The sequence below is a fragment of the Pseudomonas mandelii genome, assembly GCF_024138395.1.
GTDB lineage: Bacteria > Pseudomonadota > Gammaproteobacteria > Pseudomonadales > Pseudomonadaceae > Aquipseudomonas > Aquipseudomonas mandelii_E.
Window position 1 is genome coordinate 150,790 of sequence record NZ_JAMYDU010000009.1, and the last position, 26,561, is coordinate 177,350.

At 55.0% G+C, this 26,561-nt stretch carries 20 protein-coding genes and 3 pseudogenes; 12 read left to right on the top strand and 11 right to left on the bottom strand.

The genetic code is table 11. From position 1 onward, the window contains the following. The first annotated feature begins 3 nt into the window (after window positions 1-3). Window positions 4-1,496: pseudogene (gene tnpC / locus NHU87_RS16110) on the top strand (IS66 family transposase). Window positions 1,497-1,588: 92 nt separating this feature from the next. On the opposite strand, the pseudogene tnpB reads toward tnpC, so the two are convergent. The 9 genes and pseudogenes from tnpB to NHU87_RS16155 all read right to left on the bottom strand — a co-directional run. Beyond that, window positions 1,589-1,744, bottom strand: a pseudogene (tnpB, locus tag NHU87_RS16115) (IS66 family insertion sequence element accessory protein TnpB); the annotation flags it as partial. Between the two features lie 55 nt (window positions 1,745-1,799). Continuing rightward, the gene (locus NHU87_RS16120) at window positions 1,800-2,729 is read right to left on the bottom strand and encodes an NAD-dependent epimerase/dehydratase family protein (RefSeq protein ID WP_253550509.1); all 930 of its coding nucleotides are present in this window, start codon (window positions 2,727-2,729) and stop codon (window positions 1,800-1,802) included. Next, window positions 2,722-3,966, bottom strand: a complete 1,245-nt coding sequence (locus NHU87_RS16125) for a glycosyltransferase family 4 protein (protein WP_253550511.1) — start codon at window positions 3,964-3,966, stop codon at window positions 2,722-2,724. The genes NHU87_RS16120 and NHU87_RS16125 overlap by 8 nt, the downstream gene beginning before the upstream one ends. Before the next feature lie 9 nt (window positions 3,967-3,975). Further along, the gene (locus NHU87_RS16130; RefSeq protein ID WP_253550512.1) at window positions 3,976-4,941 is read right to left on the bottom strand and encodes a glycosyltransferase family 2 protein; all 966 of its coding nucleotides are present in this window, start codon (window positions 4,939-4,941) and stop codon (window positions 3,976-3,978) included. 32 nt (window positions 4,942-4,973) lie between these two features. Then, entirely contained in the window at window positions 4,974-6,389 is a 1,416-nt protein-coding gene (locus tag NHU87_RS16135; RefSeq protein ID WP_253550514.1) for a polysaccharide pyruvyl transferase family protein, read from the bottom strand. Beyond that, entirely contained in the window at window positions 6,386-7,711 is a 1,326-nt protein-coding gene (locus NHU87_RS16140) for an ABC transporter ATP-binding protein (protein WP_253550517.1), read from the bottom strand. Before NHU87_RS16140 ends, NHU87_RS16135 begins: the two co-directional genes overlap by 4 nt. Next, window positions 7,701-8,501 carry an ABC transporter permease gene (locus tag NHU87_RS16145; protein ID WP_253550520.1) on the bottom strand — a complete coding sequence of 267 codons (801 nt, stop codon included), beginning with the start codon at window positions 8,499-8,501 and terminating at the stop codon, window positions 7,701-7,703. The genes NHU87_RS16140 and NHU87_RS16145 overlap by 11 nt, the downstream gene beginning before the upstream one ends. Before the next feature lie 206 nt (window positions 8,502-8,707). Next, window positions 8,708-8,911 (bottom strand): annotated as a pseudogene (locus NHU87_RS16150) (transposase domain-containing protein); the annotation flags it as partial. A 51-nt stretch (window positions 8,912-8,962) separates the two neighbouring features. After that, entirely contained in the window at window positions 8,963-9,904 is a 942-nt protein-coding gene (locus NHU87_RS16155; RefSeq protein WP_253550523.1) for a glycosyltransferase family 2 protein, read from the bottom strand. Between the two features lie 630 nt (window positions 9,905-10,534). Here NHU87_RS16155 and NHU87_RS16160 point away from each other — a divergent pair. The 6 genes from NHU87_RS16160 to NHU87_RS16185 all read left to right on the top strand — a co-directional run bounded on the left by NHU87_RS16160 (window position 10,535) and on the right by NHU87_RS16185 (window position 16,882). Then, complete coding sequence (locus tag NHU87_RS16160; protein WP_253550526.1) at window positions 10,535-12,529, top strand: polysaccharide biosynthesis protein; 1,995 nt, start codon at window positions 10,535-10,537, stop codon at window positions 12,527-12,529. Between the two features lie 112 nt (window positions 12,530-12,641). Next, on the top strand, window positions 12,642-12,977 hold the full coding sequence (locus NHU87_RS16165) for a ComEA family DNA-binding protein (protein ID WP_253550529.1): 336 nt from the start codon (window positions 12,642-12,644) through the stop codon (window positions 12,975-12,977). 207 nt (window positions 12,978-13,184) lie between these two features. Continuing rightward, window positions 13,185-13,979: an SDR family NAD(P)-dependent oxidoreductase gene (locus NHU87_RS16170; protein WP_253550532.1), complete on the top strand. Its 795-nt coding sequence runs from the start codon at window positions 13,185-13,187 to the stop codon at window positions 13,977-13,979. Between the two features lie 32 nt (window positions 13,980-14,011). Next, a complete protein-coding gene (gene fabF, locus NHU87_RS16175) occupies window positions 14,012-15,286 on the top strand; it encodes a beta-ketoacyl-ACP synthase II (protein ID WP_253550535.1) in 1,275 nt (424 codons plus the stop codon). A 75-nt stretch (window positions 15,287-15,361) separates the two neighbouring features. Next, window positions 15,362-16,015, top strand: coding sequence for a GntR family transcriptional regulator (locus NHU87_RS16180; RefSeq protein ID WP_253550538.1), 654 nt, complete (start codon window positions 15,362-15,364; stop codon window positions 16,013-16,015). A gap of 15 nt (window positions 16,016-16,030) precedes the next feature. Next, window positions 16,031-16,882, top strand: coding sequence for an urea carboxylase-associated family protein (locus NHU87_RS16185; protein ID WP_253550540.1), 852 nt, complete (start codon window positions 16,031-16,033; stop codon window positions 16,880-16,882). A 125-nt stretch (window positions 16,883-17,007) separates the two neighbouring features. Here NHU87_RS16185 and NHU87_RS16190 read toward each other — a convergent pair whose 3' ends face one another. Together NHU87_RS16190 and eat are read right to left on the bottom strand one after the other, a co-directional pair. Next, window positions 17,008-17,175: a DUF2897 family protein gene (locus tag NHU87_RS16190; RefSeq protein ID WP_008006000.1), complete on the bottom strand. Its 168-nt coding sequence runs from the start codon at window positions 17,173-17,175 to the stop codon at window positions 17,008-17,010. Window positions 17,176-17,433: 258 nt separating this feature from the next. Next, window positions 17,434-18,798, bottom strand: a complete 1,365-nt coding sequence (gene eat / locus NHU87_RS16195; RefSeq protein ID WP_253550543.1) for an ethanolamine permease — start codon at window positions 18,796-18,798, stop codon at window positions 17,434-17,436. Between the two features lie 392 nt (window positions 18,799-19,190). On the opposite strand from eat, the gene kdpF reads away from it, so the two are divergent. The 5 genes from kdpF (at window position 19,191) to NHU87_RS16220 (ending at window position 26,558) form a co-directional block, all read left to right on the top strand. Beyond that, entirely contained in the window at window positions 19,191-19,280 is a 90-nt protein-coding gene (gene kdpF, locus NHU87_RS16200) for a K(+)-transporting ATPase subunit F (RefSeq protein WP_007899818.1), read from the top strand. A gap of 8 nt (window positions 19,281-19,288) precedes the next feature. Continuing rightward, window positions 19,289-20,983, top strand: coding sequence for a potassium-transporting ATPase subunit KdpA (gene kdpA / locus NHU87_RS16205; RefSeq protein WP_253550546.1), 1,695 nt, complete (start codon window positions 19,289-19,291; stop codon window positions 20,981-20,983). A 10-nt stretch (window positions 20,984-20,993) separates the two neighbouring features. Then, a complete protein-coding gene (gene kdpB / locus NHU87_RS16210; protein ID WP_253550549.1) occupies window positions 20,994-23,051 on the top strand; it encodes a potassium-transporting ATPase subunit KdpB in 2,058 nt (685 codons plus the stop codon). 153 nt (window positions 23,052-23,204) lie between these two features. Further along, window positions 23,205-23,750, top strand: a complete 546-nt coding sequence (gene kdpC / locus NHU87_RS16215; RefSeq protein ID WP_253550552.1) for a potassium-transporting ATPase subunit KdpC — start codon at window positions 23,205-23,207, stop codon at window positions 23,748-23,750. 156 nt (window positions 23,751-23,906) lie between these two features. Beyond that, on the top strand, window positions 23,907-26,558 hold the full coding sequence (locus NHU87_RS16220) for a sensor histidine kinase (RefSeq protein ID WP_253550555.1): 2,652 nt from the start codon (window positions 23,907-23,909) through the stop codon (window positions 26,556-26,558). Window positions 26,559-26,561: the final 3 nt, after the last annotated feature.

A 26,561-nucleotide genomic window follows, 5' to 3' on the forward strand; every position in this document is an offset into this window, starting at 1 on the left:
GGCATGATTTCCATGCCCGACAACCTTCGATGACCTGACTGCGCTCAAGCAATTACTTGCTCAGATGCAGTCCAAGGTTATTCATCTCGAAGAAGAGAATGCGCTGCTCCATCAGCGTCTCTTCGGGCGTAAATCCGAACAAACAATCGATCCAGCGACCCCGCAATTGGCTCTTTTTAATGAAGCCGAAAGTGTCGCTGAACCTGCCGCCGAAGAGGCGGAGGAAGAAGTCGTAGCTCCGACCAAACCCCGTGGCAAACGTCAGCCTCTGCCCGCCGACTTGCCCCGTATCGACGTCATCCACGAACTGCCCGAGCACGAGCTGACTTGAGCTTGCGGCTGCCGCAAGCACGCCATTGGCGAAGAAACCAGCGAGCAGCTGGAAATCGTGCCGATGCAGATCCGTGTGATCAAACACATCCGCAAGGTCTACGCCTGCCGTGGCTGTGAAACCGCGCCGGTCATCGCTGACAAGCCAGCGCAATTGATTGCCCAGTGTGTTGGCGATGTTGCTGACCACCAAATACGTCGACGGTCTGCCGCTGCATCGCTTCGAAAAAGTACTCGGTCGCCATGGCGTCGATATTCCACGACAAACATTGGCGCGTTGGGTCATCCAGTGCGGAGAACACCTGCAACCGCTGCTCAACTTGATGCGTGACCGGCTGCTGGAAAGTCGAGTGATTCACTGCGACGAAACGCGTGTCCAGGTGATGAAAGAGCCTGATCGAGAGCCGACTAGCCAATCCTGGATGTGGGTACAAACCGGTGGACCGCCGAATCAGCCCGTTATCTTGTTTGATTACTCGACCAGCCGAGCGCAAGAGGTGCCGTCGCGCCTGCTCGAAGGTTATCGCGGCTATCTGATGACCGACGATTACGCCGGTTATAACGCCTTGGGCGCGCAGGCTGGTGTCGAACGTTTAGGCTGCTGGGCACATGAGCGACGCAAGTTTGTCGAGGCGCAAAAAGTGCAACCCAAGGGCAAAACCGGGCGTGCCGATATCGCCCTGAATCTGATCAACAAGCTGTACGGTATCGAGCGAGATTTAAAAGAGGTCGGCGATGAACATCGCCATGAAAGTCGTCAGCAAAACAGCCTGCCGGTGCTGGCGCAGTTACACGCCTGGCTGGAGAAAACGCAGCCTCAGGTGACAGCGCAAAACGCGCTAGGCAAAGCCATCAGTTATCTGGCCAACAACTGGAACAAGCTAGTGCGCTACACCGACGCCGGTTTTTTGCCGATCGACAACAACGCGGCAGAGCGTGCGATCAGGCCCTTCGTGATCGGGCGCAAGAACTGGCTGTTCAGCGACACGCCCAAAGGCGCGACGGCCAGCGCTCAACTTTACAGTTTGGTCGAGACGGCTAAAGCCAACGGCCAAGAGCCCTATGCGTGGCTGCGCCACGCACTTGAACGGTTGCCGCAAGCCGCCGCAGTAGAAGACTTCGAAGCCTTGTTACCATGGAACTGCACGCCGCAAATACCAAGATAGCTACACGTCCCACCTTTAAAATATCGGGTTCATGGATCGCATACGGTAGTAAGGTCTTTGGGCACGGAAATCATGCCCTGGATTATACCGAATCAGGCGACGAATCGAGTTAAAAACCAGCTGAGCTCTTGAACCGTCAGCACGATGGATTCACTCGAATAACCCCGCAATGTTTTGAAGCACTCGGATTCTAGGCGCTTTAGCCAAAGGTAAAAGCCGTTGCGCTCCCAATACAAAATCTTCACTCGGTTTCGACGCTTGGGTTAAGTGTTGCACTCAGATTCTCAAACTAAACGAAATCACTTACAACCCAGAAGACTTAACCCACTCGAAAGTATCCTGAATGCCTTGAGAAAACTCAACCTTAGGTGTCCACTTCAACAGTTCTGCAGCTCGTGAGATATCTAAAATACTTATCGGCACATCCATATTGCGCCGCGGCATATAGTTAACTTCTATTTTTTTTCCCACCACATCTTCAAGCGTGACAATTATCTCGTTAATACTCACACCTCGACCGGAGCCAATGTTAAATACTTTTTTATCCGTCCTATTGGAAATAGCCAACTCAATAGCACTAACAACATCATCAATAAAAATATAATCACGAACAACGGAGCCATCCCCCCACACGTCAATAGGCTCATCATGGATGGCGTGCCGTAAAAATGCAGCAATCACACCCTGATTTTTCTTATTTGTTTGATATGGGCCGTAGGGATTAGCCACCCGTAAAACAGTATAATCAAGACCGTAAAGATGATTATAAAGAGAAAGATACTTTTCAATTGTAAGCTTACTTACACCGTAAGCCGTAATGGGATCATTCTCAGCCGTTTCAGGGGTGGGCACCACAGAGGGAACACCGTAAACAGTCCCTCCAGAGGAAATGAATACAACTTTCTTGACGCCCGAATTTACACACGCATCTAGCAAGTTCAGTGTAGAGACAACATTAGCCTCAAGATCTGCTACTCTATTAACATTCGCACTAGCTGGTGTTGTGGCATTCACCAAATGAATGACTGTATCGCAATCAGCAATCGCATTGGTGACTTGGTTGATATCAGAAAAATTGCCCTCAATCCATCTACACCTACTAAATGCAGAGGGATACAACGGACTCCGACCGAAAGCTTTAAGGTTCGGAATTCTAGCGCCCATCACCTCACACAGTCGTGAGCCGATAAACCCACTCGCGCCTAGAACAATGCATCGCTGGTTATTAGGCATTTGAATTCTCCAATGTCTCGGAGCTTGAGATCGAGGTAAGCGCCTTGCTCAACTTAAGGGCTTCTTCCTCCCAACTTGAAAGATTCGCAACCCGGATACCTTCTGCCTTAATGCTCGCATGAAGCGCTGAATTAGTCAGCAGCTCACAAATACCATTGGTGAGATCTTCAACCGTTGCCTTGGTCAAAATAGAGTTATCATCATTAAGAAGCCACTCAGTGCAAGGCGACCTATTACTCACCACCGGAACGCCGCAGGCCATCAACTCGAGTGGGAGAAGCGAAAGATTAGTAAATGACAAGACCAGTGCGGCATCACATTGATTATAGAGGTCCGGCAGTTTTGCAACATCCAGCGTCCCAGCATTTAAATGATCAAACGGAATCTCATAATTCGACACGTCCCAACCTGCAAAAACAACCTTCACATAAGGAAGCCGCTTCACCACCTCATTCAGCGTTAACAAACCCAATTCAAACGCGCGACGCTGCGTGGGCGGTCGAGCATAGAAAAATATTCGTTTTATTTCTGGCTCGCGACGATGCATTAACCGATAAAGATCACGATCATAGGAAAAGCTAATTGGAAAAGTATGCGCCTGGTATTCGTCTGCTAGCTTTTCCGCCAACCAGCTCCCCGCTGTAATTGCGCTAAAACCAAAGGAGTAAGTCGCCTCAGCCATTGCAGACTCAGAACCCACGGCATAAAAATACGGCTCAAAATCCTGTACAAAATAACATTTATGTTTAGTCGTCTGAAAATTCTTGACGTAATAAGCAGTTTGCCAAGAGGTCGCGACGCTATAAAAAGCGGCTGGGACCCCCTCAGTCCCATCATAAACAGGAGCAGCCAAAGGAAAAAACCACTCAGAAATCTGAGACTTGGCTTCAACCAAGTCATACTTGGATTGGCCACCCACGATTACAATACGACACTCATACCCGAGGCGTTCCAATAAAAAAACAAATCTAAATATATTGAGGTGCCCACCCGAACCACGACCATAAGGAGGAATAAACCAATTTATTGTTTTATCGTTCACGCCACCATTAAACGTTGAGCCATATGGCCGATCTAGAACGAAATCGTAAAACCCCAGCACGTCGGTCTTCTTGAAGAGCGTAGTGGGGGAGTTTTGAATTGTTGCGTTTGCCTTGCGCAGCAGCGAAAAAAAACCATGCACTTTATAATATGAAAATGCTTGTTTTGCTTTATGCATAACCATTTGAATATTCATTTCATATCCTTACTGCGCAAACAGCTTTTTGTCTCTAGAGATTTGTTTTCTTACAAATTTCGGTATTCTTTCTCCGCGGCTACCCAAATAATGCCCTAAAAGGCGCATCAAATTATCAATAACTGCGTGCGCGACCTGAAGCGGAGCCCGCCTCAGCATACCAATACTTCTAGCATACTTAACATCTCTTCGGCTCAACGCCAGAAATGACTTAAACATTGAACTGAAATTCGGACACAAGATGTATCCAAAAAAACGCTTGAATGCATAACTCTCATCAAAGCTTCTTTGCAGTCGTTCAAAGAGAGTATAGTCATGCGAGTGGTACACCGCCCCGGCCTCAGAATAAGCCTTATAGTATCCGGCTTCTATTATAGATTTTGCCCAAGACTGGTCTTCCGCAAAATCGACATCGGGGTATGGGATCGTTTGCCATACTGATCGTCGCAACAAAGCATTATTATCTGAGAAAAAGTGCAAGAACTGCCTATAGCCCACATCTTCAGCATAGCGCTTTGAATCTTCCAGATGCACGAGGGGCGCTTCATTAAACCCAATGAAGTGCAACTCTAACTCCCGAGCAGTAAAAACGGAGGACTGCGGATAAGCAATATGCTTACCAAAGACCCCTGCAATTCTGGCATCGGACTCAGCAATATCAACCAAGCGCTGTAGCCAGTGATTATCTACAGGCTGTGCGTCATGAGTGATGACAGCGGCATACTCGCCAACCGAGTTAGCAATGGCAAAATTTCGAGAGCGACCATGACCAAACTCATGAGCCGGGATTTCGATTAACTTCACGTTAGCCTTGCTCTTGACAAATTCGACCGTCCCATCCTTGGATCCGGAATCTATAACAACCACTTCGAATGGCCAATCAGTCAACTGACTCAATACAGATTCAAGGACGGGCCTAAAAACCCCACCGGGATTCTTAGTCGGTATTATCACTGAAGCTTTAATATCACTCATAACATGCCTTTCTAGATCCATAATCATCATTACTACCAAGCATTATTTTTTTTAGCCTGCTCAGACAGTAACAACTTTTCTTCCAGCACTCTTATCAAATCATCACGATATGTAATCTGGGAGACTGCATTGTTCTTTTCAGCGATCAATAACGCTTCTAAATCTTTAGTCAAGAGATCTCTATAATTAATTTGCTCAGCCGCATTATTTTTTTCAGCTTGAAGCTGAGTCTCTAGGCTGGCCAGCTGATCACGAACAATCGATTCACGAGCGCAAGATTTACCGTGAGCCGCTTTATAAAGGCGGTCAATCTCTATAGAAAACGAAGAAGGATTTTTGCCCTTGCTTTGCAAAAGCTCTTCCAAAAACAACATGATCTTTTTATGCTTTAGCTCAGTCAATACGGCTTTGTTTGAAGCATCTCTCACGAGAACATCAAAAACCGTATGAATCTGACTTTGAAGCGTTGAAAAATCTTCAAACAGCACGCCATGACCTTCAGCTGAGAAATACTCCCTTATCTTATGAGAGTACTTACCAACGTAGGAAATATTATTTATCCCGTACGCATTGGAAATAATATTTCCATGTAAGCTAGATCCGATAAATCCGGAACTACATGCAAGTACCGATATCTTCTGTTCGAGTGTAATGTCTGGATAGGTGGCTCTACTTACAAATGGGTAACCGGTGACCGCCGCGAGCTCTCGAAGATACTCGGTATCACCAAGACACCCGCCAATCTCTATCAAGACAAAGGGCTTATCAAGCGCCCTCTCAATCTCTTTTAATACTTTAGCGGTGTCTTCAACCGCAGCACATACATCAATATGACCCTGAAAGCACAGATACCCAGAGTCATATTCATCGAGCACATCAGCCACTATGGAGTCGCATGTTGTCTTATCCAGGACATACGGCAAGGAATGCACAAAGTCGGGAACAATGGCATAACTTATACCCGTATGTTCTTTTAAGAGTTTAGCACTCCTCACATCTCTGATAGCTGCAGATGCCACTCTTGAAAAACTATTCTTCAAGAATACCGAAAATACATCATCGACATCGTACGGCAGCCCTACTGCCAGTAACGCCAAGCGACGACTGTTCGTTTCGGTAGGAGACAAAATTTGTGTAAATGTCAATTTAGGTGAGTCTTCCCCATATGTCTGATATAGAGAATAATCATCATTACGAATTAAATCACCACCACCAATTAAAATAAAATCGAATGGTGCAACGGCGTCATCTTCATCCAACTGCGAAATAGGCGCATAAGGCACCTGGTCCGGATACAAATATGCCACAGGGCGAGTCGGGCTATAGAAGCAAACATCCACTGCCGCCCTCGAGCCACAAACAAGACGAATCAACCTTCCCGTAATCCAAGGAAACAATAAGTCACCCAGATTATCCAAATCAAATGTGCCGATCTGTGCAATTTTCATTTAATTAGATACTCAAAATCCACTTTAGAGTTTAAGTCAACCAGTCCGATCACTGTTTTATCCGCCAATATCGTCAGCTTGGCAGCTTCGTATCTGCGATCAAGCGGCGTACTGACTCCATCAATAAAATCAGACAATCCTAACGATAACGAATACTCTCCTGGCGCCAAGCTCAGTATCTGCTTAAACGATATGCTCATTACAGTCCCTTTGGGCTGACGCCCGATAGGGCTATTCAGATAATGAGTATTACCGCTATACAGCTCAATACCCCGTCGGTCCTTTATATAAAATCCAGATACAGGATTTAATATATCCTTTAGAAATTCGACCTTCAGCCTAATTTCAATACTTTCGTTATTCTGTATAGCGCCGTCAATCTTATTCCCATCGGCTTTATACAATCCAAAATCAGCAATTACCGCATTCTTCGTACCATATCGGTACTCAGAATCATCCTCTAACGATGCCTTTTCCAGCTCCGCTTCCAGCGCGTTGTTCGCCTCGCTTTGCTGAACCATTACCTCCTCTACATCAGCCGTCTCACTTTCGCTATGGGAGTTTATCTTGATATATTCGTTAACCACCGCCTTAGGGTCTCCGATTTTAATCAGTTCTCCCTTGTGCAGCAAAATGGCCTTATTGCACAATAACTTTACTGACGTAACGTCATGTGAAACAAATAATAGCGTTATGCCGGACGCCTTGAGCTGTTTGAGTCGTTCAAAACACTTCTGCTGAAAAAAAACATCCCCAACCGCCAGGGCCTCATCAATGATAAGAATCTCGGGGGAGCTGTGAATAGCCACCGAGAAAGCAAGACGAATAAACATGCCGCTTGAATAAGTTTTCACTTGCTGATCGATATAAGCTTCGATCTCAGAAAAATCAATTATATCAGCAAGCTTGCTGTCAATCTCTTTTTTACTTAACCCTAAAATCGAGCCATTTAAATAAATGTTTTCTCTTCCAGTAAAATCGGGGTTAAAGCCCGCCCCCAACTCCAGTAGGGCTGCAATCCGTCCATTTCTAGTAATGCTTCCGGAGGTTGGCGTCAAAGTGCCGCAAATCATCTGAAGCAATGTTGATTTGCCAGACCCATTCCGGCCGATGATCCCAACCGAATCCCCTTTATTGACTTCGAAGCTCAGTGGATTCAGCGCCCAGAAATCGCGATAAAAAGTTTTTTTCTTTCCACTAAGCCTAGTGTAGACAAACTGCTTTAGCCGATCCTCAGTCTTAGCATAGACATGATAATTTTTCGAAACATTATCAACTATGATGGATGGCACGATAGTATCCAATTGCAGTTCAGAGGACATCAGCAAAACCTTTTCGCGCTTTTTGAAATAAGAAATAACCTACCGCAAAAACAATCAAGCTCGGCACCAAAGACATCGAATACTGCAACCAGTCTATAGAGCGCCCCTCAACAAGAACCAATCTCGACTGTTCGATGATATTTGTCAGTGGGTTCAAGCGCAACCATGTTTGAAATTTTTCAGGCAACGCATTGACGGGATAAAAGATCGGACTCAAGAACATTAGCACGCTGGTCAGTACCGTCATGATCTGACCGATATCTCTTAAGTACACACCGGCCGCGGACAAAATCCATAGAATCCCGGCAGTAGAAAATATCAATGGCACTAACACAACTGGAAACAGCAACGCCGTTATCGGTAACGTCCCCTTCACTATCAGCTGTGCAACCAACAAAACACCACAACTAATCGCTAACTGAAACAGCGATACCCCTATGGCAATAAACGGCAATATCTCTAGAGGAAATACTATTTTTTTTACATAATTCGTGTTGGATGTAATAATTTGCGGCCCTTTGAGCAGGCACTCTGCAAAAAACGTATAAATTATCAGGCCAGCAAATAGCATAATGGCGAAATCCGCCTTGCTATCAGGCACCACATTATTCCAGCGAGACTTAAAAACCTCTGAAAAAACAAATGTATACACACCGAGCATAAAAAGAGGTGTAAAGAACGCCCACCCCAAGCCAACCAATGAATCTTTATACTTAACCTGGACTTCTCTTCGTATCATCCCATAGATTAGCTGCCTATGAGTCGAAAACGCCTTAACAATTGCAAGCATAAAACCATACCCCTGTCAAATAAAAACCTGGTGGTGACGGTTTCCAAACCAGGCCAAACTTAGCGCACACACTGAATTTGCCTTATGCTAAGCGTGAACCTATCACACCTCGCAAAATACAAACCACCTACCTAGCGGTCGTTCATTTTCACATTATTTACGTATCCGATCCACAAACCCCGCATACCGCAAGATGGACGCGTCGCTTACCTCGGCATCTCTGGTGAGCAGTTCCACGGCAGCAACGCTTCAAAGTCCTCAACCGACTGAGCCTGCGGGAGCCACTCCAGTAAGTGGCGTAGCTATGTATAGGGATCCTGGCCGCTGACCTACGTCTCGACCAGGCTGTAGATCTGCGCGCTGGCGTTGGCACCCGTGGGGGTGTAGCTAAACAGCCAGTACTGCACCCCGGTGACGACGGGCTCTCACGTGGTCGTACACGAAGAACGGCGAATGGTTTCTCAGATTTTGTTCAGGCATGCGGCAAGAATAAGACTGGCATTACCTTGGGGGGTTTGGCGGTAGATTCCTGACTTTTTCATCAGGTAAAGCCGACGAAAAAGATGGCTTTGACGAGCTTGCTCGAATCTGTCCAGCGTCAATTTGCTTTCTGGCGCCAGCTTTTGCTTGAAGCTGTTGAGGATAAGAAGATTTTGATTGCTCCATTCATTGAATCGTCCCGTACACATTTTACCCAGGCGGACCATGCGCTCCTTCAGCCCGGAATTGGCACCTATCAAGTTGCCGCCGTGCTGTCGGTAGTCAAGGGTTGGCATTGAATCATAGATCACCCTTCCACCACAGCCACTGACCAGCAGGTACGTCAACCAGTCGTGAGCAACGATAGTGGCGTCGTCTGCAGTTTCAGCCAGCAAGTCTCTTGCTTGGCTGTTTATGAGCATGGTATTTGCCCCTGCAATGCTTTGGACTAATGCATTACGGAATCCGGGGGGAGCCGAAAATAGAGGAGAGAAACCAATGACACATCTGTCAGCAGCAATCAGGCGTGTTCTGGAACAATAAAGGGCCGGGGCCTTTTGTATCAGCTCCAGTGTGGCAATGCTGCGCTCAAGTTTATCCATGAACCAGATGTCGTCTTGATCGCTGAACGCGAAATAGTCAGCCGAGATAGACTGGTTCTTGATCAGGGATAGGAAATTTTTGGCGAACCCCTGTCGAGGCCCATTCACGGTGACGAGGCGATCCTGTCCCAATATTTTTTGATATTCCTTCAGAATCTCCAGTGTTCCATCGCTAGAACCATCGTCTGATGCATATATCACCCAGTTTTTGTGGGTCTGCCTTGCTAATGACTCGAGTTGTTCGCCAAGGAATGCCGAACCGTTATAAGTACAGAGCAGGATCGCCACTTTGTCGCCAATTGCTTCTGAGTTAGTGATCACGCTGGAAGACTCTGCGCGGCTGCCCAAGATAGGCGAATGTAGTGGTGTTCATTTTTCTAATCTCAAACATTACCGAATCGCAAAATCTTACGTTCGTCTAAGCTGCTAGCTCAGGGGCTCAATGGTGGTCATCAAAAATCTAGTCTAAATACTTTTCATACATTGCCTGAAGTCGGTCGAGGAGCTTTCAGCGCTGAAGGCCTACCTCGGGGTGCCGTCGATCGACTATTTTAGGGGAGATCCTTCAAAAAGTCTGTCGATGGAGAATCTAATCGCGCCAACGTGATCACGGGGGGCTGGAGACCAACGTTGCAAACCTCTTCAGGAGTGCCTCATACGGGCAGGCTCAAAATTTCATTAAGCGAGCAATAAGCGAGCAATTGTCATGTCCACACCCTTTTTCTTGCTCCAGCACGTGATCGACGCCATCAGAATCTCTATTGATCATCTGTCGCCAAGCGTTGCATTCTTTGATAATTCAAGAGGTTTTGGCACTGAGATTACGTTTTTTTGCTTCGGTTTCTGTGATTGTCGCGTTTGAAGAGATCCTTTTATGTGCCGAAATGGCTCAGGTGCGTACAATAATTACCAGCGTTTAAAGTGAAGGGGGACACTGTGTTCGAGGACGTTATGGATCAACTCCGGGCTTTTTTAGTGGCCTTACCACGTCGGAAAAAGCGACTGATTCAGGTCGCAACCGACGTTGTCTTGGTGTGGGTCGCGCTTTGGCTAGCTTTCATCGTCCGCCTCGGCATCGACGACATGTACAACCCGCTGAAGGTCCACCTCTGGCTCTTCGCCTGTGCGCCGGTTGTAGCCATTCCCTTATTTATCCGCTTCGGTATGTACCGAGCGGTCATGCGCTATTTTGGCAATGATGCCCTAATAGCCATCATTAAGGCTGTCAGCCTGTCTTCGCTGATCCTGGCTGTGGTTGTCTACTGGTACAGCAATCACCAAACGGTTGTTCCGCGTTCCATCATCTTCAACTATTGGTGGTTGAGCATGGTGATCATTGGCGGATTGCGTCTGCTAATGCGCCAGTATTTCATGGGAGATTGGTTCACCGCCGCCCAGCACGTCCCATTTACCAACCGAGATGACGGTTTGACCAAGGTTGCCATTTATGGCGCCGGCGTGGCCGGCAACCAACTCGTGGCAGCACTTCGCATGGGCCGAGTCATGCGCCCCGTGGCGTTTATCGACGATGATTCGAGTATCGCCGATCGTTCAATTTCGGGCCTCCAGGTCTACAAACCAAAACACATCCAGCAGATGATCGACGTCACCGGTGCACAGGAAATCCTTCTGGCCTTACCGTCATCTACCCGCGCACGACGTCGGGAAATTCTCAATCTGCTGGAAGGTTACCCACTTCACGTACGAAGCGTTCCAAACTTCACCGACCTGGCCAGCGGTCGGGTCAAGGTTGAAGACATCCAGGAAGTGGATATCGCTGACTTGCTGGGCCGTGACGCCGTGCCAGCCCAGGCCGACTTGCTTGAGCGCTGTATCAAAGGCAAGACCGTGATGGTCACTGGCGCTGGCGGGTCGATCGGTTCTGAGCTATGCCGGCAGATTTTCTCCCTCGGCCCGACCACACTTTTGCTGTTTGAGCACAGTGAGTTCAACCTCTACAGCATTCTGTCGGAATTGGAGCAGCGCGGCAGTCGTGAGTCGGTGTCGGTCAAGTTGCTGCCGATTCTCGGTTCCATTCGTCACCCGCACAAATTGCTCGATGTGATGAAGACCTGGCGCGTGGATACCGTTTATCACGCGGCTGCTTATAAACATGTGCCGATGGTCGAGCACAATATTGCCGAGGGCGTGCTCAACAATGTTATTGGCACGTTGAACACTGCTCAGGCTGCCTTGCAGTCGGGTGTGGCCAACTTCGTGCTGATCTCTACCGATAAGGCCGTGCGTCCGACCAACATCATGGGCAGCACCAAGCGTCTGGCGGAGTTGACCCTTCAGGCCCTCAGTCGTGAAATCGCCCCGGTATTGTTTGGCGACAAAGCCAATGTATCCCGGGTCAACAAGACCCGTTTCACCATGGTTCGTTTTGGCAATGTGTTGGGGTCGTCCGGTTCGGTGATCCCGCTATTCCACAGTCAAATCAAGTCGGGTGGACCACTGACGGTCACGCATCCGAAGATCACCCGGTATTTCATGACCATCCCGGAAGCCGCGCAACTGGTGATTCAGGCCGGTTCCATGGGGCAGGGCGGTGATGTGTTCGTGCTGGACATGGGGGAACCGGTGAAGATCATCGAACTGGCGGAGAAGATGATTCACCTGTCCGGTTTGAGTATCCGCTCGGAGAAGAATCTGCACGGTGACATTTCCATTGAGTTCACTGGTTTGCGTCCGGGCGAGAAGCTCTACGAAGAGTTGCTGATTGGGGATAACGTTGCGGCGACGGCGCATCCGATGATCATGACCGCCAACGAAGATCATTTGCCCTGGGACGTGCTCAAGGGTCGTTTGACTGAGCTGTTGTTGGCTGTCGAACAGGATGATTACTCCCGGGTGCGCCAGCTCCTGCGTGAAACGGTCAGCGGTTACACCCCTGATGGAGAGATCGTCGACTGGATTCACCAGCAACGCCGTCTCGAGCCCTGATTGTTTCACATCCTGTAACAGACACATTTTTGACAGGCTCCAGACATCGCCTAAGTTTAGGAGGCAGCTTCGGAAAAGCTGCTTTCTCAATCGATGTCATGGAGCTTCATTTATGCGTACTGGCTATTTCTACTCTCTGGTTTTTGCCCTGCTCACCAGCGCCTCAATTGCGGCCATTGCTGCGCCAATGGCTGTGCCAGAGGCTGCCAAGGCACCCTTGATGCTGGACGTTGCCACCAAGGCTCAAACGGGCAAGGTCGATCTCAATGGGGCCGATGCGCCGACTCTGCAGCGCGAGTTGTCCGGGATTGGTGAAGCGAAGGCCAAGGCGATTGTTGCGTATCGTGAGAGTAATGGGCCATTTTCGTCCGTCGACGAATTGCTGGAAGTGAAGGGGATCGGCAAAGCCATTCTGGACAAGAATCGCGAGAAGCTGGAAGTGAACTAAGCTTTTAAATCCACACTAGGAGGCCGGTCATTGACCGGCCTTTTTGCTTATTGCCGCAGAGGGTGATCTAACGCCTTTCATCGGAAGGAAAAAAATTACGGCTATCATATGGCGTTTAAATTATGCCTATAATAAATTCGTCATTCGCTGAAGCGCTCTGACATTCAGGCGCCTCGCCTTCCTTAAGCATCCTCCAGGAGCATTGTCATGAATTCTGTCCAGACCCAAGGTACGGCCCTTGTCACCGGTGCTTCTTCCGGCATCGGTGCGGTTTACGCGGAGCGGTTGGCAGCCCGTGGTTTTGATTTGTTGCTGGTGGCTCGGGATCAGGAACGGCTGGAGGCTGCGGCTAGCAAGTTGCGCTCGGCGTATGGTGTTCAGGTGGAGGTGCTGAAGGCGGATCTGACGCTAAAGGATGATGTGTTGAAGCTTGAGCAGCGTCTGCGCAGCGATTCGAGTATCAGTCTGTTGCTGAATAACGCAGGTGTCGCGGCGGATGGTTTGCTTGCCAACGCAGATATGGATCAGTTGGAGCGGTTGATTCAGCTGAATGTCACCACGGTGACGCGGCTGGCCTCGGCGGCGGCGGCCAGTTTTACCAAGGCTGGTCGCGGGACGATCATCAATATTGCATCCGTGGTGGCGTTGTTTCCGGAGCGGTTTAATGCGACGTACAGCGCGAGCAAGGCTTATGTGTTGAGCCTGACTCAGTCGTTGGACGCGGAGCTTGCGGGTACCGGGGTTCAGGTTCAAGCAGTGTTGCCGGGGGTAACACGCACGGAAATTTTGGAGCGCTCCGGTATCGATGCGTCCCAGATTCCGGCGGACATGATCATGGAAGCGGGGGAGATGGTCGACGCGGCGTTGTCGGGTCTGGACCAGGGTGAGTTGATCACCATTCCGTCGTTACCGAATGCTTCCGAGTGGGAGGCCTTTATGGCGGCGCGTCATGCGATGGCGCCGAATCTGTCCAGAAGCACGGCCGCCACGCGTTACAAGTGAGGCGCCATGAATCGTTTTGAGGTATTTGCGCTATGAGTAATCGTCGAGTGGTAGTCACGGGCATGGGCCTGGTGTCGCCGTTGGGTAGCGGCGTCGAAGCGGTTTGGGCGCGTCTGTTGGCCGGGCGCTCCGGGTTGCGGGCGTTGCCGGACGATGTGGTTGCTGATCTATCAACCAAGGTCGGTGGCGCGGTGCAGACTCTGGCGGAAGATCCCGAGGCGGGTTTTGATCCGGATCGGGCGACGTCGCCCAAAGAGCAGAAGAAGATGGACCGCTTCATTATGTTTGCCATGGAAGCGGCGCGTCAGGCACTGGAGCAGGCCGGTTGGCAACCGCAGGACGCCAGCGCCCAGGAACGCACTGCCACCATTATTGGCTCGGGCGTAGGTGGTTTTGGCGCGATTGCCGATGCGGTGCGCACTACGGACAGCCGTGGCCCGCGACGTTTGTCGCCGTTCACCATTCCTTCGTTTCTGGTCAACCTTGCGGCGGGCCATGTGTCGATCGAACACGGTTTCAAGGGCCCTTTGGGAGCTCCGGTAACGGCGTGCGCGGCCGGGGTTCAGGCGATTGGTGATGCGGCGCGACTGATTCGATGTGGCGAGGCGGATATTGCCGTGTGTGGCGGAGCGGAGGCGTCGATCGATCGTGTCAGTCTCGCCGGGTTCGCGGCGGCTCGAGCCCTGTCCAGCGGTTATAACGATACCCCGGAGCGCTCCTCGCGGCCGTTCGACAGTGGGCGCGATGGCTTTGTGATGGGCGAGGGCTCGGGCCTTCTGGTGATTGAATCCCTGGAACATGCTCTGGCACGCGGCGCTCAACCATTGGCCGAGTTGGTCGGTTACGGCACCAGTGCCGATGCCTTTCATCTGACCGCAGGGCCTGAAGATGGTAGCGGTGCGCGTCGGGCAATGTCGCTGGCGTTGGCCCAGGCAGGCATTTCGCCGGCGCAGGTGCAGCATCTCAATGCTCATGCGACCTCGACCCCGGTTGGGGATCTGGGGGAGTTAGCGGCCATCAAGTCCTTGTTTGGTTCGGACAACAACATCGCAGTGACAGCGACCAAGTCCGCCACTGGACATTTGCTCGGCGCCGCTGGCGGCATCGAGGCGATCTTTACCCTGTTGGCCCTGCGCGATCAGGTGGTGCCCGCCACGCTTAACTTCGATAACCCGGACCCGGCCACCCAAGGCGTGGACATCGTTCACGGTCAGGCACGGCCAATGACTATCGAGTACGCGATGTCCAACGGCTTCGGATTTGGCGGCGTGAACGCCAGCGTGTTGTTCAAATACTGGGAGGACTAGATTTACGACAGGTGATGGCACGAATAGTGATTACTCATTCGCTGACGATTGTTGAACAATCACGAGGCATTGAGTATGAGCAGCGGACTGTCCCTGGTAGATCACATCACATTGGAGTTACGCGCTGACATCATCGGCGGTCGTTTGCTGCCCGGCATGGCGTTGGTGGAAAACGATTTGGTGTCGGCTTACAACGCGTCGCGAAACACGATTCGCGAGGCGTTGCATCGTCTGGGGCAGGAGGGGCTGACCCGTTATGTCCGCAACAAAGGCGTGATGGTGCGTCGGCTGGGGAGCGATGATGTGCGCGATCTGTTCAAGGTGCGTCGCACCCTGGAGTTGCAAGCCATCAATGCCAGTCAGCCATTGCGTGAGTATCAGTCCGACCGGATGCTTGAAGCTCTGGAGGCCACCGAGCTGGCCCGGGAGCGTGAGGACTGGCGTGCGGTCGGCACCCACAGCCTGGCATTTCATCAACACATCGTCGGATTGCTGCGCAGCCCATTGTTCGATGAGTTCTTCACCAACGTCGTCGCACAACTGCGCCTGGTGTTTTGCACCGCTCCCGATGAATCCCGTTTTCAGGCGCCCTGGCTGGCGCGTGACCGGCAGATACATGACTTGCTGGCCGATGGCGACAAACGCGCGGCCGGGGACGCCATGAGCCTTTATCTCGATGACTCCGAACACCTTCTGTTGCAGATGCTTGCCCCTTCATCCCATCACTGATCGAGGATTTGAGCCATGTACAAAGACTATCCAGCGGCCTATCAAGTCAGCAAAGGCTCGGCCTTGCAGGTGGACACGGCTTTCTACGAGAGAGTCCGGGACAAGAAAGAGGGTCGCACGCTGATCGAACAGTTCGAGGTGCCGATCCGCACCGGCCGCGCATGGAATGTGCCGGCCGGGCATGTGTTCAGGGTCACGACACCGGTCGGTCCGCAAGTCGGGGACTTCAACGTCTGGAATGCCCACGACCCGCGCGAACGCTTATGGGCAGCGCGAACCCGGCAGTTGCAGGGGGCGCATGTCAGCACTCATGACCGGCTCTGGTCGAACCTGCCCTTTTTACGACCGCTGGTGACCATCACCGACGATAGTCTGGCTGGGTATGGCATCGACGAACATGGCGGGCGTTTGCACGACTTGCTGGGGACGCGCTGCGATCCGTACGTGAACAAAATGCTGACGGGCGAGGACTTCCATCATCACTGTCACTCGAATCTGACTCGCGCAGTGTTACCCCATGGCCTGACCGAGTTCGACGTGCATGATGTGCTGAACATTTTCCAGTGCACCGGCCTGAATCGCGATGACATGTACTTCATGAAAGCCTGTCCGGCAAAGCAGGGTGACTACCTGGAGTTCTTTGCCGAGATTGATTTGCTGTGCGCGTTGTCGACGTGCCCGGGCGGGGATTTGTCACTGGCCATGTGGGGGCCGGATGCGCAGGATCCGCTGAGTGTGTGTCGTCCGTTGGGGGTGGAAATTTACCGGTTGGAGGAGTCGTTGCTTGAAGGCTGGAGCCAGCCGGAACGTGCGGCGTACAAAGGGCTGCATGGCTTACACATTGCCAAGGCGGATTGGGAAAAATAAAGGGGCTTGAGCGACGAAAATCCTGTAGGAGCGTGGCTTGCCCGCGAAGAATGCACCGCGGTTTTTCAGGCATTACGCGTCATCGTTCTTCGCGGGCAAGCCACGCTCCTACAGGTGCTGCACGGTCAGCGGTCCTGCGCATCCTTGGCATCCGCTTCCGCATTACGTTCGGCGACGCGCTTACGTTGCTCTTCAGTCAATTCGACCTTGTTGGCGGTGTCGCGTAGCATCATCAAACCACCAACGATCGAGCCGATGGCAACGATCAGAATCAACCAGGCATACCAGGGCATAGGGCTCTCCTTGAGGGCAGGCCGATTGGCGGGTTTCGCCGACCGATCGTGCATACCACTTTGAGCGATTAATTTTCGCAGTGGTTCCATTCTATGCCTGTTATGACCCGTCCATCTGTGCCACGTCTTCGAAACTTGCACATTCCCGGGTAGGAGCTGCCGCAGGCTGCGATCTTTTGATCTTCGGCGCCAGATGCAGCGATGAAGATCAAAAGATCGCAGCCTTCGGCAGCTCCTACAGGGGAGCGGTGTGTGAGGTTAGAGCCCGGTCAACATCGCATCCGCCGGCGCATCGGCACGCAACTGCGCCGTCAGCATGAAGTACACGAAACCCACTGCCATGAATCCAAGGAAGATCAACCCGATCAAGGTGTTGAACCAGGCCATCGCCACCAGGCAAACCACTGCCAGCATCAGCGCAATGAATGGCACCAACGGGTAGCAGGGCGCGCGGAAAGTACGTTCCAGATTCGGCTCGGTTTTGCGCAGTTTGAACAGACTAAGCATGCTCATGATGTACATCACGATCGCGCCGAATACCGCCATGGTGATCATCGCTGCTGTCAGTGTCATGCCGCCGAGGTTGATCAAGCCGTCGCTGTAGATTGCCGCGATGCCGATCACGCCACCGGCGATGATCGCCCGGTGCGGGGTTTGGAAGCGCGACAGTTTGGCCAGGGATGCTGGCAGGTAACCGGCCCGGGCGAGGGCGAAGAACTGCCGCGAGTAGCCGAGGATGATCCCGTGGAAACTCGCCACCAGGCCGAACAGGCCGATCCACACCAGCATGTGCAACCAGCCGGAGCTTTCGCCAACCACGGTTTTCATGGCTTGCGGCAGCGGATCGTTGATGTTCGACAGGGTGCGCCAGTCGCCGACGCCACCGGCAAAGAACATCACGCCCATGGCCAGCAGCACCAGGGTCAGGATGCCGCTGATGTAGGCTTTCGGAATCGTGCGTTTTGGGTCCTTGGCTTCTTCGGCGGCCATGGCTGCGCCTTCGATGGCCAGGAAGAACCAGATGGCAAACGGAATGGCCGCGAACATGCCGGCAATCGCCGGTGCACCAAACACATCAGAGCCGGCCCAGCCATTGAGGGCGAAGTTGCTGAAGCTGAACGCCGGGGCGACCACGCCCATGAACACCAGCAGTTCGGCGACCGCCAATACGCAGACGACCAGCTCGAAGGTCGCGGCGAGTTTTACGCCGAGGATGTTCAAACCCATGAACACGATGTAGGCGCCGACCGCCGCGTGTTTCGGGTCGAGGGCCGGAAACTGCACGTTCAGGTAGGCACCGATGGCCAGGGCAATCGCCGGTGGGGCGAAGACGAATTCGATCAGGGTCGCGAGCCCGGCAATCAATCCACCTTTTTCACCAAAAGCGCGGCGGCTGTAGGCAAAGGGACCGCCGGCATGGGGAATGGCGGTGGTCAGCTCGGTGAAACTGAAGATGAAGCAGGTGTACATCGTGGCGACCATGAATGAAGTCACCAGGAAGCCCAGTGTCCCCGCAACGCCCCAGCCGTAACTCCAGCCGAAGTATTCACCGGAAATCACCAGCCCGACCGCGATACCCCACAGGTGCAACGTGCCCAGCGTGGGTTTGAGTTGTGTGTTCATGCGTTGCTCCCCGAACGGTTTGGAATGCTCGGGGAGGGCGTGTGCAGTGGGCGTGCCAGTGTTGCGACACCAGTCGTAAAGCGCGAAAAAGTGTCGTATCGGGGATGTTCGGCGCTAGATGGGGGGCTTTTGTGCGCCAGTTGAGGGCGTTGTCAGGTGTTCCGCCGCCTTCGCGGGCAAGCCTCGCTCCTACAAGGTCAGGTGCGCCACATCTCCTGTAGGAGCGAGGCTTGCCCGCGAAGAGGCCCGACCAGACACCAACGTAACAAAGTCATAACCCACTCTTTACGCACTCTTTATGCCCCGCCCCACCCCTCGATCTCGCGCCTTTACAGCCTCCCTGCCGACAATCACTCCACACGCGGCAATACGCCGTAACACGGAGAATTTCCATGAGCGTTCTGGACGGGGTGTCACTGCTATTGGCAGTGGGGCTGTTCATTTATCTGTTGGTTGCGCTGTTGCGCGCGGATCGGAACTAGGAGCGGCTATGCACAGTTATGACTATTGGCTGATCCTCGCCTTCTTCGCCGTGGTGCTGATCCCGGCACCGTTTCTGGGGCGCTTCTACTACAAGGTGATGGAAGGGCAGCGCACCTGGCTTTCGCCGATCCTCGGGCCGGTGGAGCGTGGTTGCTATCGGGTGGCTGGCGTCGATCCGCAGGCCGAACAGAGCTGGCAGAAATACACCCTGGCCTTGCTCGCCTTTAACCTCGCGGGTTTTTTGCTGCTGTTTGCGATCCTGCTGTTTCAGGACTACTTGCCGCTGAATCCGCAAAACCTTCCGGGTCAGGAGTGGACGCAAGCGTTCAACACCGCCGTCAGCTTCATGACCAATACCAACTGGCAGTCCTACAGCGGCGAAGCGACCCTCAGCTATCTCAGTCAAATGGTCGGCCTCACCGTGCAGAACTTCGTCAGCGCCGCCACCGGGCTTGCTGTGTTGGTCGCGCTGTGTCGCGGCATCGGTCGCAAGTCGACCAAGACCCTGGGCAACTTCTGGGTCGACATGACCCGCGCTACCCTCTATGGCCTGCTGCCGTTGTGCCTGCTGCTGGCGCTGTTTCTGGTCTGGCAGGGCGTGCCACAAACTTTCGCTCATTACGTGAACGCCGTGACCATGCAGGGCGTCGATCAGGTGATTCCGCTCGGCCCGGCCGCCAGCCAGATTGCGATCAAACAACTGGGTACCAACGGCGGTGGCTTCTTCGGCGTCAACTCGGCGCACCCGTTCGAGAACCCGACCGCGTGGAGCAACCTGTTCGAAGTCGCCTCAATCATTCTGATTCCGGTGGCGCTGGTGTTCACCTTCGGCCATTACGTGAAAGACCTGCGTCAGAGCCGCGCGATCATCGCCTGCATGCTGGCGCTGTTTTTGATCGGCGGCGCGACGTCGCTGTGGGCTGAATACCAACCCAACCCAACTCTGACCAATGTTGCCGTCGAACAGACCGCGCCGCTGGAAGGCAAGGAAGCACGATTCGGTACCACCGCCACGGTGCTGTGGTCGGTGACTACCACGGCGGCGTCGAACGGTTCGGTCAACGGCATGCACGACAGCCTCAACCCGCTGAGCGGCATGGTCGCGATGATCAACATGATGGTCGGCGAAGTGATCTTCGGCGGCGTCGGCGCCGGGCTCTATGGCATGTTGCTCAACGTGCTGATCGCAGTGTTCCTCGCCGGGCTGATGATCGGCCGCACCCCGGAATACCTCGGCAAGAAACTGCAAGCCCGGGAAGTCCAGCTGCTGGTGGTGACCTTGCTGGTGATGCCGGTCGGCGTGCTGGTGCTCGGCGCGATTGCCGCCAGCCTGCCAGGCCCGGTCGCGGCGGTGAGCAACCCCGGTGCTCACGGTTTCAGCCAGTTGCTGTATGCCTACACCTCGGCCAGTGCCAACAACGGTTCGGCGTTTGCTGGATTCGGGGCGAATACCGCGTTCCACAATCTGATGCTGGGGCTGGGCATGTTGATCGGGCGTTTCGGTTACATCCTCCCGGTTCTGGCCCTGGCCGGCAGCCTGGCGATGAAGAAAACCGCCCCGATTGGCCAGAACAGCTTCCCGACCCATGGCCCGCTGTTCGTGACCTTGCTGACCGTGACCATTTTGCTGGTGGGTGGCCTGACGTTCCTGCCGACGTTAGCGCTAGGTCCGATTGCTGAACACTTGAGCTTGGGCTTCTGAGGAATCAATGATGAATATGCCCGCAACTAAAGCCGCCGTCGTCAAGGCGCCGGAACAACCGAAAACCGCGATCTCGGCCCTCTGGCGCCCGGCGCTGGTGCAAGCTTTCGTCAAGCTCGACCCACGGCAATTGCAGCGTGCACCAGTGATGCTGGTGGTGGAACTGACCGCGATTCTGACCACTGTGCTGTGCTTCATTCCCGACAACGCCGTGCCGACTTTCGTCGCCGCGCAAATCGCGTTGTGGCTGTGGTTCACCGTGTTGTTCGCCAACTTCGCCGAAGCGCTGGCCGAAGGTCGCGGCAAGGCCCGTGCCGACAGCCTCAAGGCCGGCAGCGAAGGCTTGAGTGCCCGGCGCAAAACCGCCAATGGCAGCTTTCAAGTGGTGCCGGCTACCAGCCTGCGCAAAGGTGATGTGGTGCGCGTCGCAGCGGGGGAGATGATCCCCGGTGACGGCGAGGTGATCGAAGGTATCGCGGCGGTCAACGAAGCGGCGATTACCGGTGAATCAGCGCCGGTGATTCGCGAGTCTGGCGGCGATCGCTCGGCTGTCACCGGCAACACCCGACTGGTTTCTGATTGGCTGTTGGTGCGCATCACCGCCCACCCCGGCGAGTCGACCCTCGACCGCATGATCGCGCTGGTCGAAGGCGCCAAACGCCAGAAAACCCCGAACGAAGTGGCGCTGGATATTCTGCTGATCGGCTTGACCCTGATCTTCCTGCTGGTGGTGGTGACCCTGCAACCGTTCGCCCACTTCGCCAATGGCAGCCTGCCGCTGGTGTTTCTGGTGGCGTTATTGGTCACGCTGATTCCGACCACTATCGGCGGCTTGTTGTCGGCGATCGGTATCGCCGGGATGGATCGTCTGGTGCGCCTGAATGTGATTGCCAAATCCGGTCGCGCCGTGGAGGCGGCGGGGGACGTTCACGTCCTGCTGCTGGACAAAACCGGCACCATCACCTTCGGCAACCGTCGCTGCTCCGCGATCTATGCCGCACCTGGCGTCACCGCCAAAGAGCTGGCCGAAGGCGCGTTGTTCGCCTCCTTGGCCGATGACACCGCTGAAGGCAAATCCATCGTCGAGTACCTGCGCGGTCTTCACCCGCAACCCGAGCCGTCCGCCGAGGTGCTGACCGCTGTGCCGTTCAGCGCTGAAACCCGCTTGTCTGGTGTCGACTATCAAGGCCGGGTCTATCGCAAAGGGGCGGTGGATTCGCTACTGACCTTCGTCGGCCTGAAACGCGCTGATCTGGCCGCGCCTCTGTCCCGTGAAATCGACAAGATCGCTCAGAGTGGCGGCACGCCGTTGCTGGTCTGCGTTGACGGCAAATTGCTCGGTGTCATCCACCTCAAGGACGTAGTCAAACCTGGCATCCGCGAGCGTTTCGCCGAACTGCGCAAGCTGGGGATTCGCACGGTCATGGTGACCGGCGACAACCCGCTGACCGCTGCTGCGATTGCCGCTGAAGCGGGCGTGGATGACGTGCTGGCTGAAGCTACGCCGGAGAAGAAACTGGCGCGCATTCGTCATGAGCAGAACGACGGTCGGCTGGTCGCCATGTGCGGCGACGGTGCCAACGACGCCCCGGCCCTGGCCCAGGCGGACGTGGGCATGGCGATGAACGATGGTACGCAAGCGGCGCGTGAGGCGGCGAACATGGTCGATCTCGATAGCGACCCGACCAAGCTGTTGGACGTGGTGCAGATCGGCAAGGAATTACTGGTGACCCGCGGTGCGCTGACGACCTTTTCCATCGCCAACGACGTGGCCAAATACTTCGCGATCCTGCCGGCGCTGTTCGCCTCGATTTACCCGCAACTCGGCGTGCTGAACATCATGCATTTGAGCAGTCCGCAGAGCGCGATTCTGTCGGCGATTGTGTTCAACGCGTTGATCATCGTGGTGCTGATTCCGCTGGCGCTGCGTGGTGTGCGGGTGCAGGCGGTGAGTGCGGCGGCGTTGCTGCGGCGCAATCTGCTGATCTATGGACTGGGCGGGATTCTGGTGCCGTTCGTGGGCATCAAGGCGATCGACATGCTGCTGACGGCGTTGCATCTGGTTTGATCTGGCATGGCGGTGTGTCAGGCATGCCGCCATCGCGGGCAAGCCCGCTCCCACAAAGGCACCGCGTTCCCCTGTGGGAGCGGGCTTGCCCGCGATGAATACACCACGCTGCGTCTGAATGAATGCGGTATCTCTGAATCCGAGGATTGTGAAATGTCCACACTGATACGTCCGGCCCTGAGCCTGCTGTTGCTGATGACTCTGATTACCGGCGTTGCTTACCCCTTGGTGGTCACCGGCGTCGCCCAGGTCGCCTTCCCGAACCAGGCCAATGGCAGCCTGGTGCGCGACACCGATGGCAAGGTCCGCGGCTCGTCGCTGATTGCCCAGGATTTCGTCGGCGATGCCTGGTTCCACCCACGGCCATCGGCCGGTGCCTTTGCCACCGTGTCGAGCAGTGCCAGCAACTTCTCGCCCAGCAATCCGGCGCTGGCCACTCGGGTTATCGACGAGGCCAATAAATTGCAGGTACCCGGCCAGGGGCCGGTGCCACTGGCCATGCTGACCACTTCCGGCAGCGGCCTCGATCCGCACTTGCCACCGGCGGCGATTGCCTATCAACTGGCGCGTGTCGCGGCAGCGCGCAATCTGCCGGTGTCTACGCTTGAGCAACTGATGGACGCGCACATCGAGCAGCCGTTGGTGGGGCCGCCGGTAGTGAATGTGTTGGCGTTGAATAGGGCGCTGGAAAAACTGTAGATCGGTGGCGCGGCCAATCGCGGGCAAGCCCGCTCCCACAGGAGGCGATGGTGGACAGAATTTGTGACCACCACCGATCCCTGTGGGAGCGGGCTTGCCCGCGAAGAGGCCCTGACAGTCACTGCATCACCATCAGAATGAGAGAGAACTTCAAGCATGAGCAACTCCGGCCGCGCCGACGCGCTGTTAGCAGACCTGCCCCGCGATGGCCGTGGCCGGCTCAAGGTGTTCCTGGGCGCAGCACCGGGAGTGGGCAAGACCTACGCCATGCTGCAAGCCGCCCACACTCAGCTGCGCCAAGGCGTGAAAGTTATGGCCGGGGTGGTCGAAACCCACGGTCGTGCCGAAACCGAAGCGTTACTGGCTGGCTTGCCGCAGCAGCCGTTGGTGCGCTCGGAATACCGCGGGGTGATGCTCGAAGAAATGGACCTCGACGGTCTGTTGGCCGCCAAACCGAAATTGGTGCTGGTGGACGAACTGGCCCACAGCAATGCCCCCGGCAGTCGTCACGCCAAACGCTGGCAAGACATCCAGGAACTGCTGGCCGCCGGCATCGACGTGTTCACCACGGTCAACGTGCAGCATCTGGAAAGTCTCAACGATCAGGTGCGCGGCATCACCGGCGTACAGGTCCGCGAAACCCTGCCGGATTGGGTGCTGCAAGAAGCCTACGAATTGCTGCTGATCGACCTGCCGCCTCGCGAGTTGCTGGAGCGTCTGCGCGACGGCAAAGTCTATGTGCCCGAGCAGGCGCGGGCGGCCATCGATGCGTTCTTCACTCAGACCAACCTTACTGCCCTGCGCGAGCTGGCGATGCAAACCGCAGCCGCTCAGGTCGATAACGATCTGGCCCAGGGTTATCGCCAATTGGGGCACACCGCGCCAGCCGTGCGCGGTCGTTTGTTGGTGGGTGTCGATGGCGATGCTCAGGCCGAGCGTCTGGTGCGTCACGCCAGTCGCGTCGCCCAGCGCCGGCATCTGCCGTGGAGCCTGGTGCATGTGGACAACGGCCGTGTGCGCGACGAGCAGTCGCGTCTGCGCCTGCAAAGCGCTCAGCAACTGGCCGAACGCCTCGGGGGCGAAGTGGTGTTGCTGCGTGCCGGTGAGGTGGCGAAAACGTTGATCCAGCACGCCGCTGAACGACGCGCCAGCCTGGTGCTGGTGGGCCAGTCACGCCAGCGTTTACGTCGACGGTTGTTCGGAGGCGGTCTGGCGTCGCGTTTACTGCGCGATGCTCGCGGGCTGGAAATCAACGTGCTCGACAGCGATCAGGAACAGCATCAGCCGCGCCAACGCTCGGCGCAGTCGCTGGTCTGGTTCGACTACGCATTGGCGCTGGTGGCGACAGTGCTTGCCAGTGCCTTGGCCTGGGCAGTGTCGAGCCTCTTGCCGCTGCCCAACATTTCGCTGGTGTTCCTCGCGGCAGTGTTGCTGGTGGCGGTGCGCAGCAGCCTCGGCCCGGCGCTGGCCTGTGCGGCGCTGTCGTTTCTGACCTATGACTTTCTGTTCATTCCACCGACGTTCTCCTTCAGCATCCAGCGCGAAGAAGACGTGCTGACCTTGCTGTTCTTCCTGCTGATGGCGGCCCTCACCGGTAACCTTGCGGCCCGGCAACGACGGCAATTGCAGGCCTTGCGCGACACTCAGGAAGAGACCACTGAACTGCTCGATCTCTCGCGCAAACTTACCGCCGCCACCGACCGTCAGGCGGTGGTCAGCGCTGCGGCCCAGCACCTCAACGGCTGGACCGACCTGAAACTGTGTTTGCTTAATCGCGATGGCCAGAGCGGCTGGAAAGTTGAAACCGGTGGGCCGCTGGAATTCTCCGAGGCCGAGCGCGCTGCCGCCGATTGGGCCTGGCAACATGATCAACCGGCCGGTGCGGGCACCGGCACCTTGCCGTTCGGGCGCTGGTGGTGGTGGCCGTTGTCGGTGGACGATGGGCCGCTGGCGCTGCTCGGTGTGTGTGCCAAAGAAGGTCAGACCCTGAGCGGCCAGCGGCGACGCTTACTGACTGCGCTGAGCCAACCGCTGGCCCAGGCGCTGGCGCGCGCGCAACTGGCCGATGACCTTGAGGCGGCGCGCTTGCATGGCGAAACCGAGCAACTGCGCAGCGCGCTGCTGGCCTCGGTGTCCCACGATTTGCGCACGCCGCTGACGTCCATGCGCGGCAGCATCGACAGCCTGTTGGCGCTGGGAGAGGCGATCCCGTTGGAGGACCGCCGTGAACTGCTCGAAGGCACCCGCGATGAAGCCGAACGGCTGGATCGCTACATTCAAAACCTGCTGGACATGACTCGTCTCGGTCACGGCGCCCTGAAGCTGGCGCGGGACTGGGTGTCACCGGCAGACATCGTCGGCAGCTCGCTCAATCGTCTGCGCGCGGTGCTGGCGTCGCTGCAGGTCATTACCGAAGTGCCGGCCGAACTGCCGCTGCTCTATGTGCATGCCGCGTTGATCGAACAAGCACTGGTCAACGTGCTGGAAAACGCCGCGCGTTTTTCACCGCCTCGCGGGCGTCTTGAATTGCGTGCCGGGGCGACTGACAGCGAGCTGTTTTTTTCGGTGAGCGATGAGGGGCCGGGAATTCCGGAGGAGGAGCGGGCGAAGATTTTCGACATGTTCTACACCGCCGCTCGTGGCGATCGCGGCGGGCAGGGCACCGGGCTGGGGCTGGCGATCTGTCAGGGCATGGTCGGTGCCCATGGCGGGCGGATCAGCGTCGCCGACGGCATCGAAGGGCGCGGCACCTGCATCACCCTGCATTTGCCGTTGCAGACTCAGCCGGGTTTGGACAGTGAAGCCTGATCG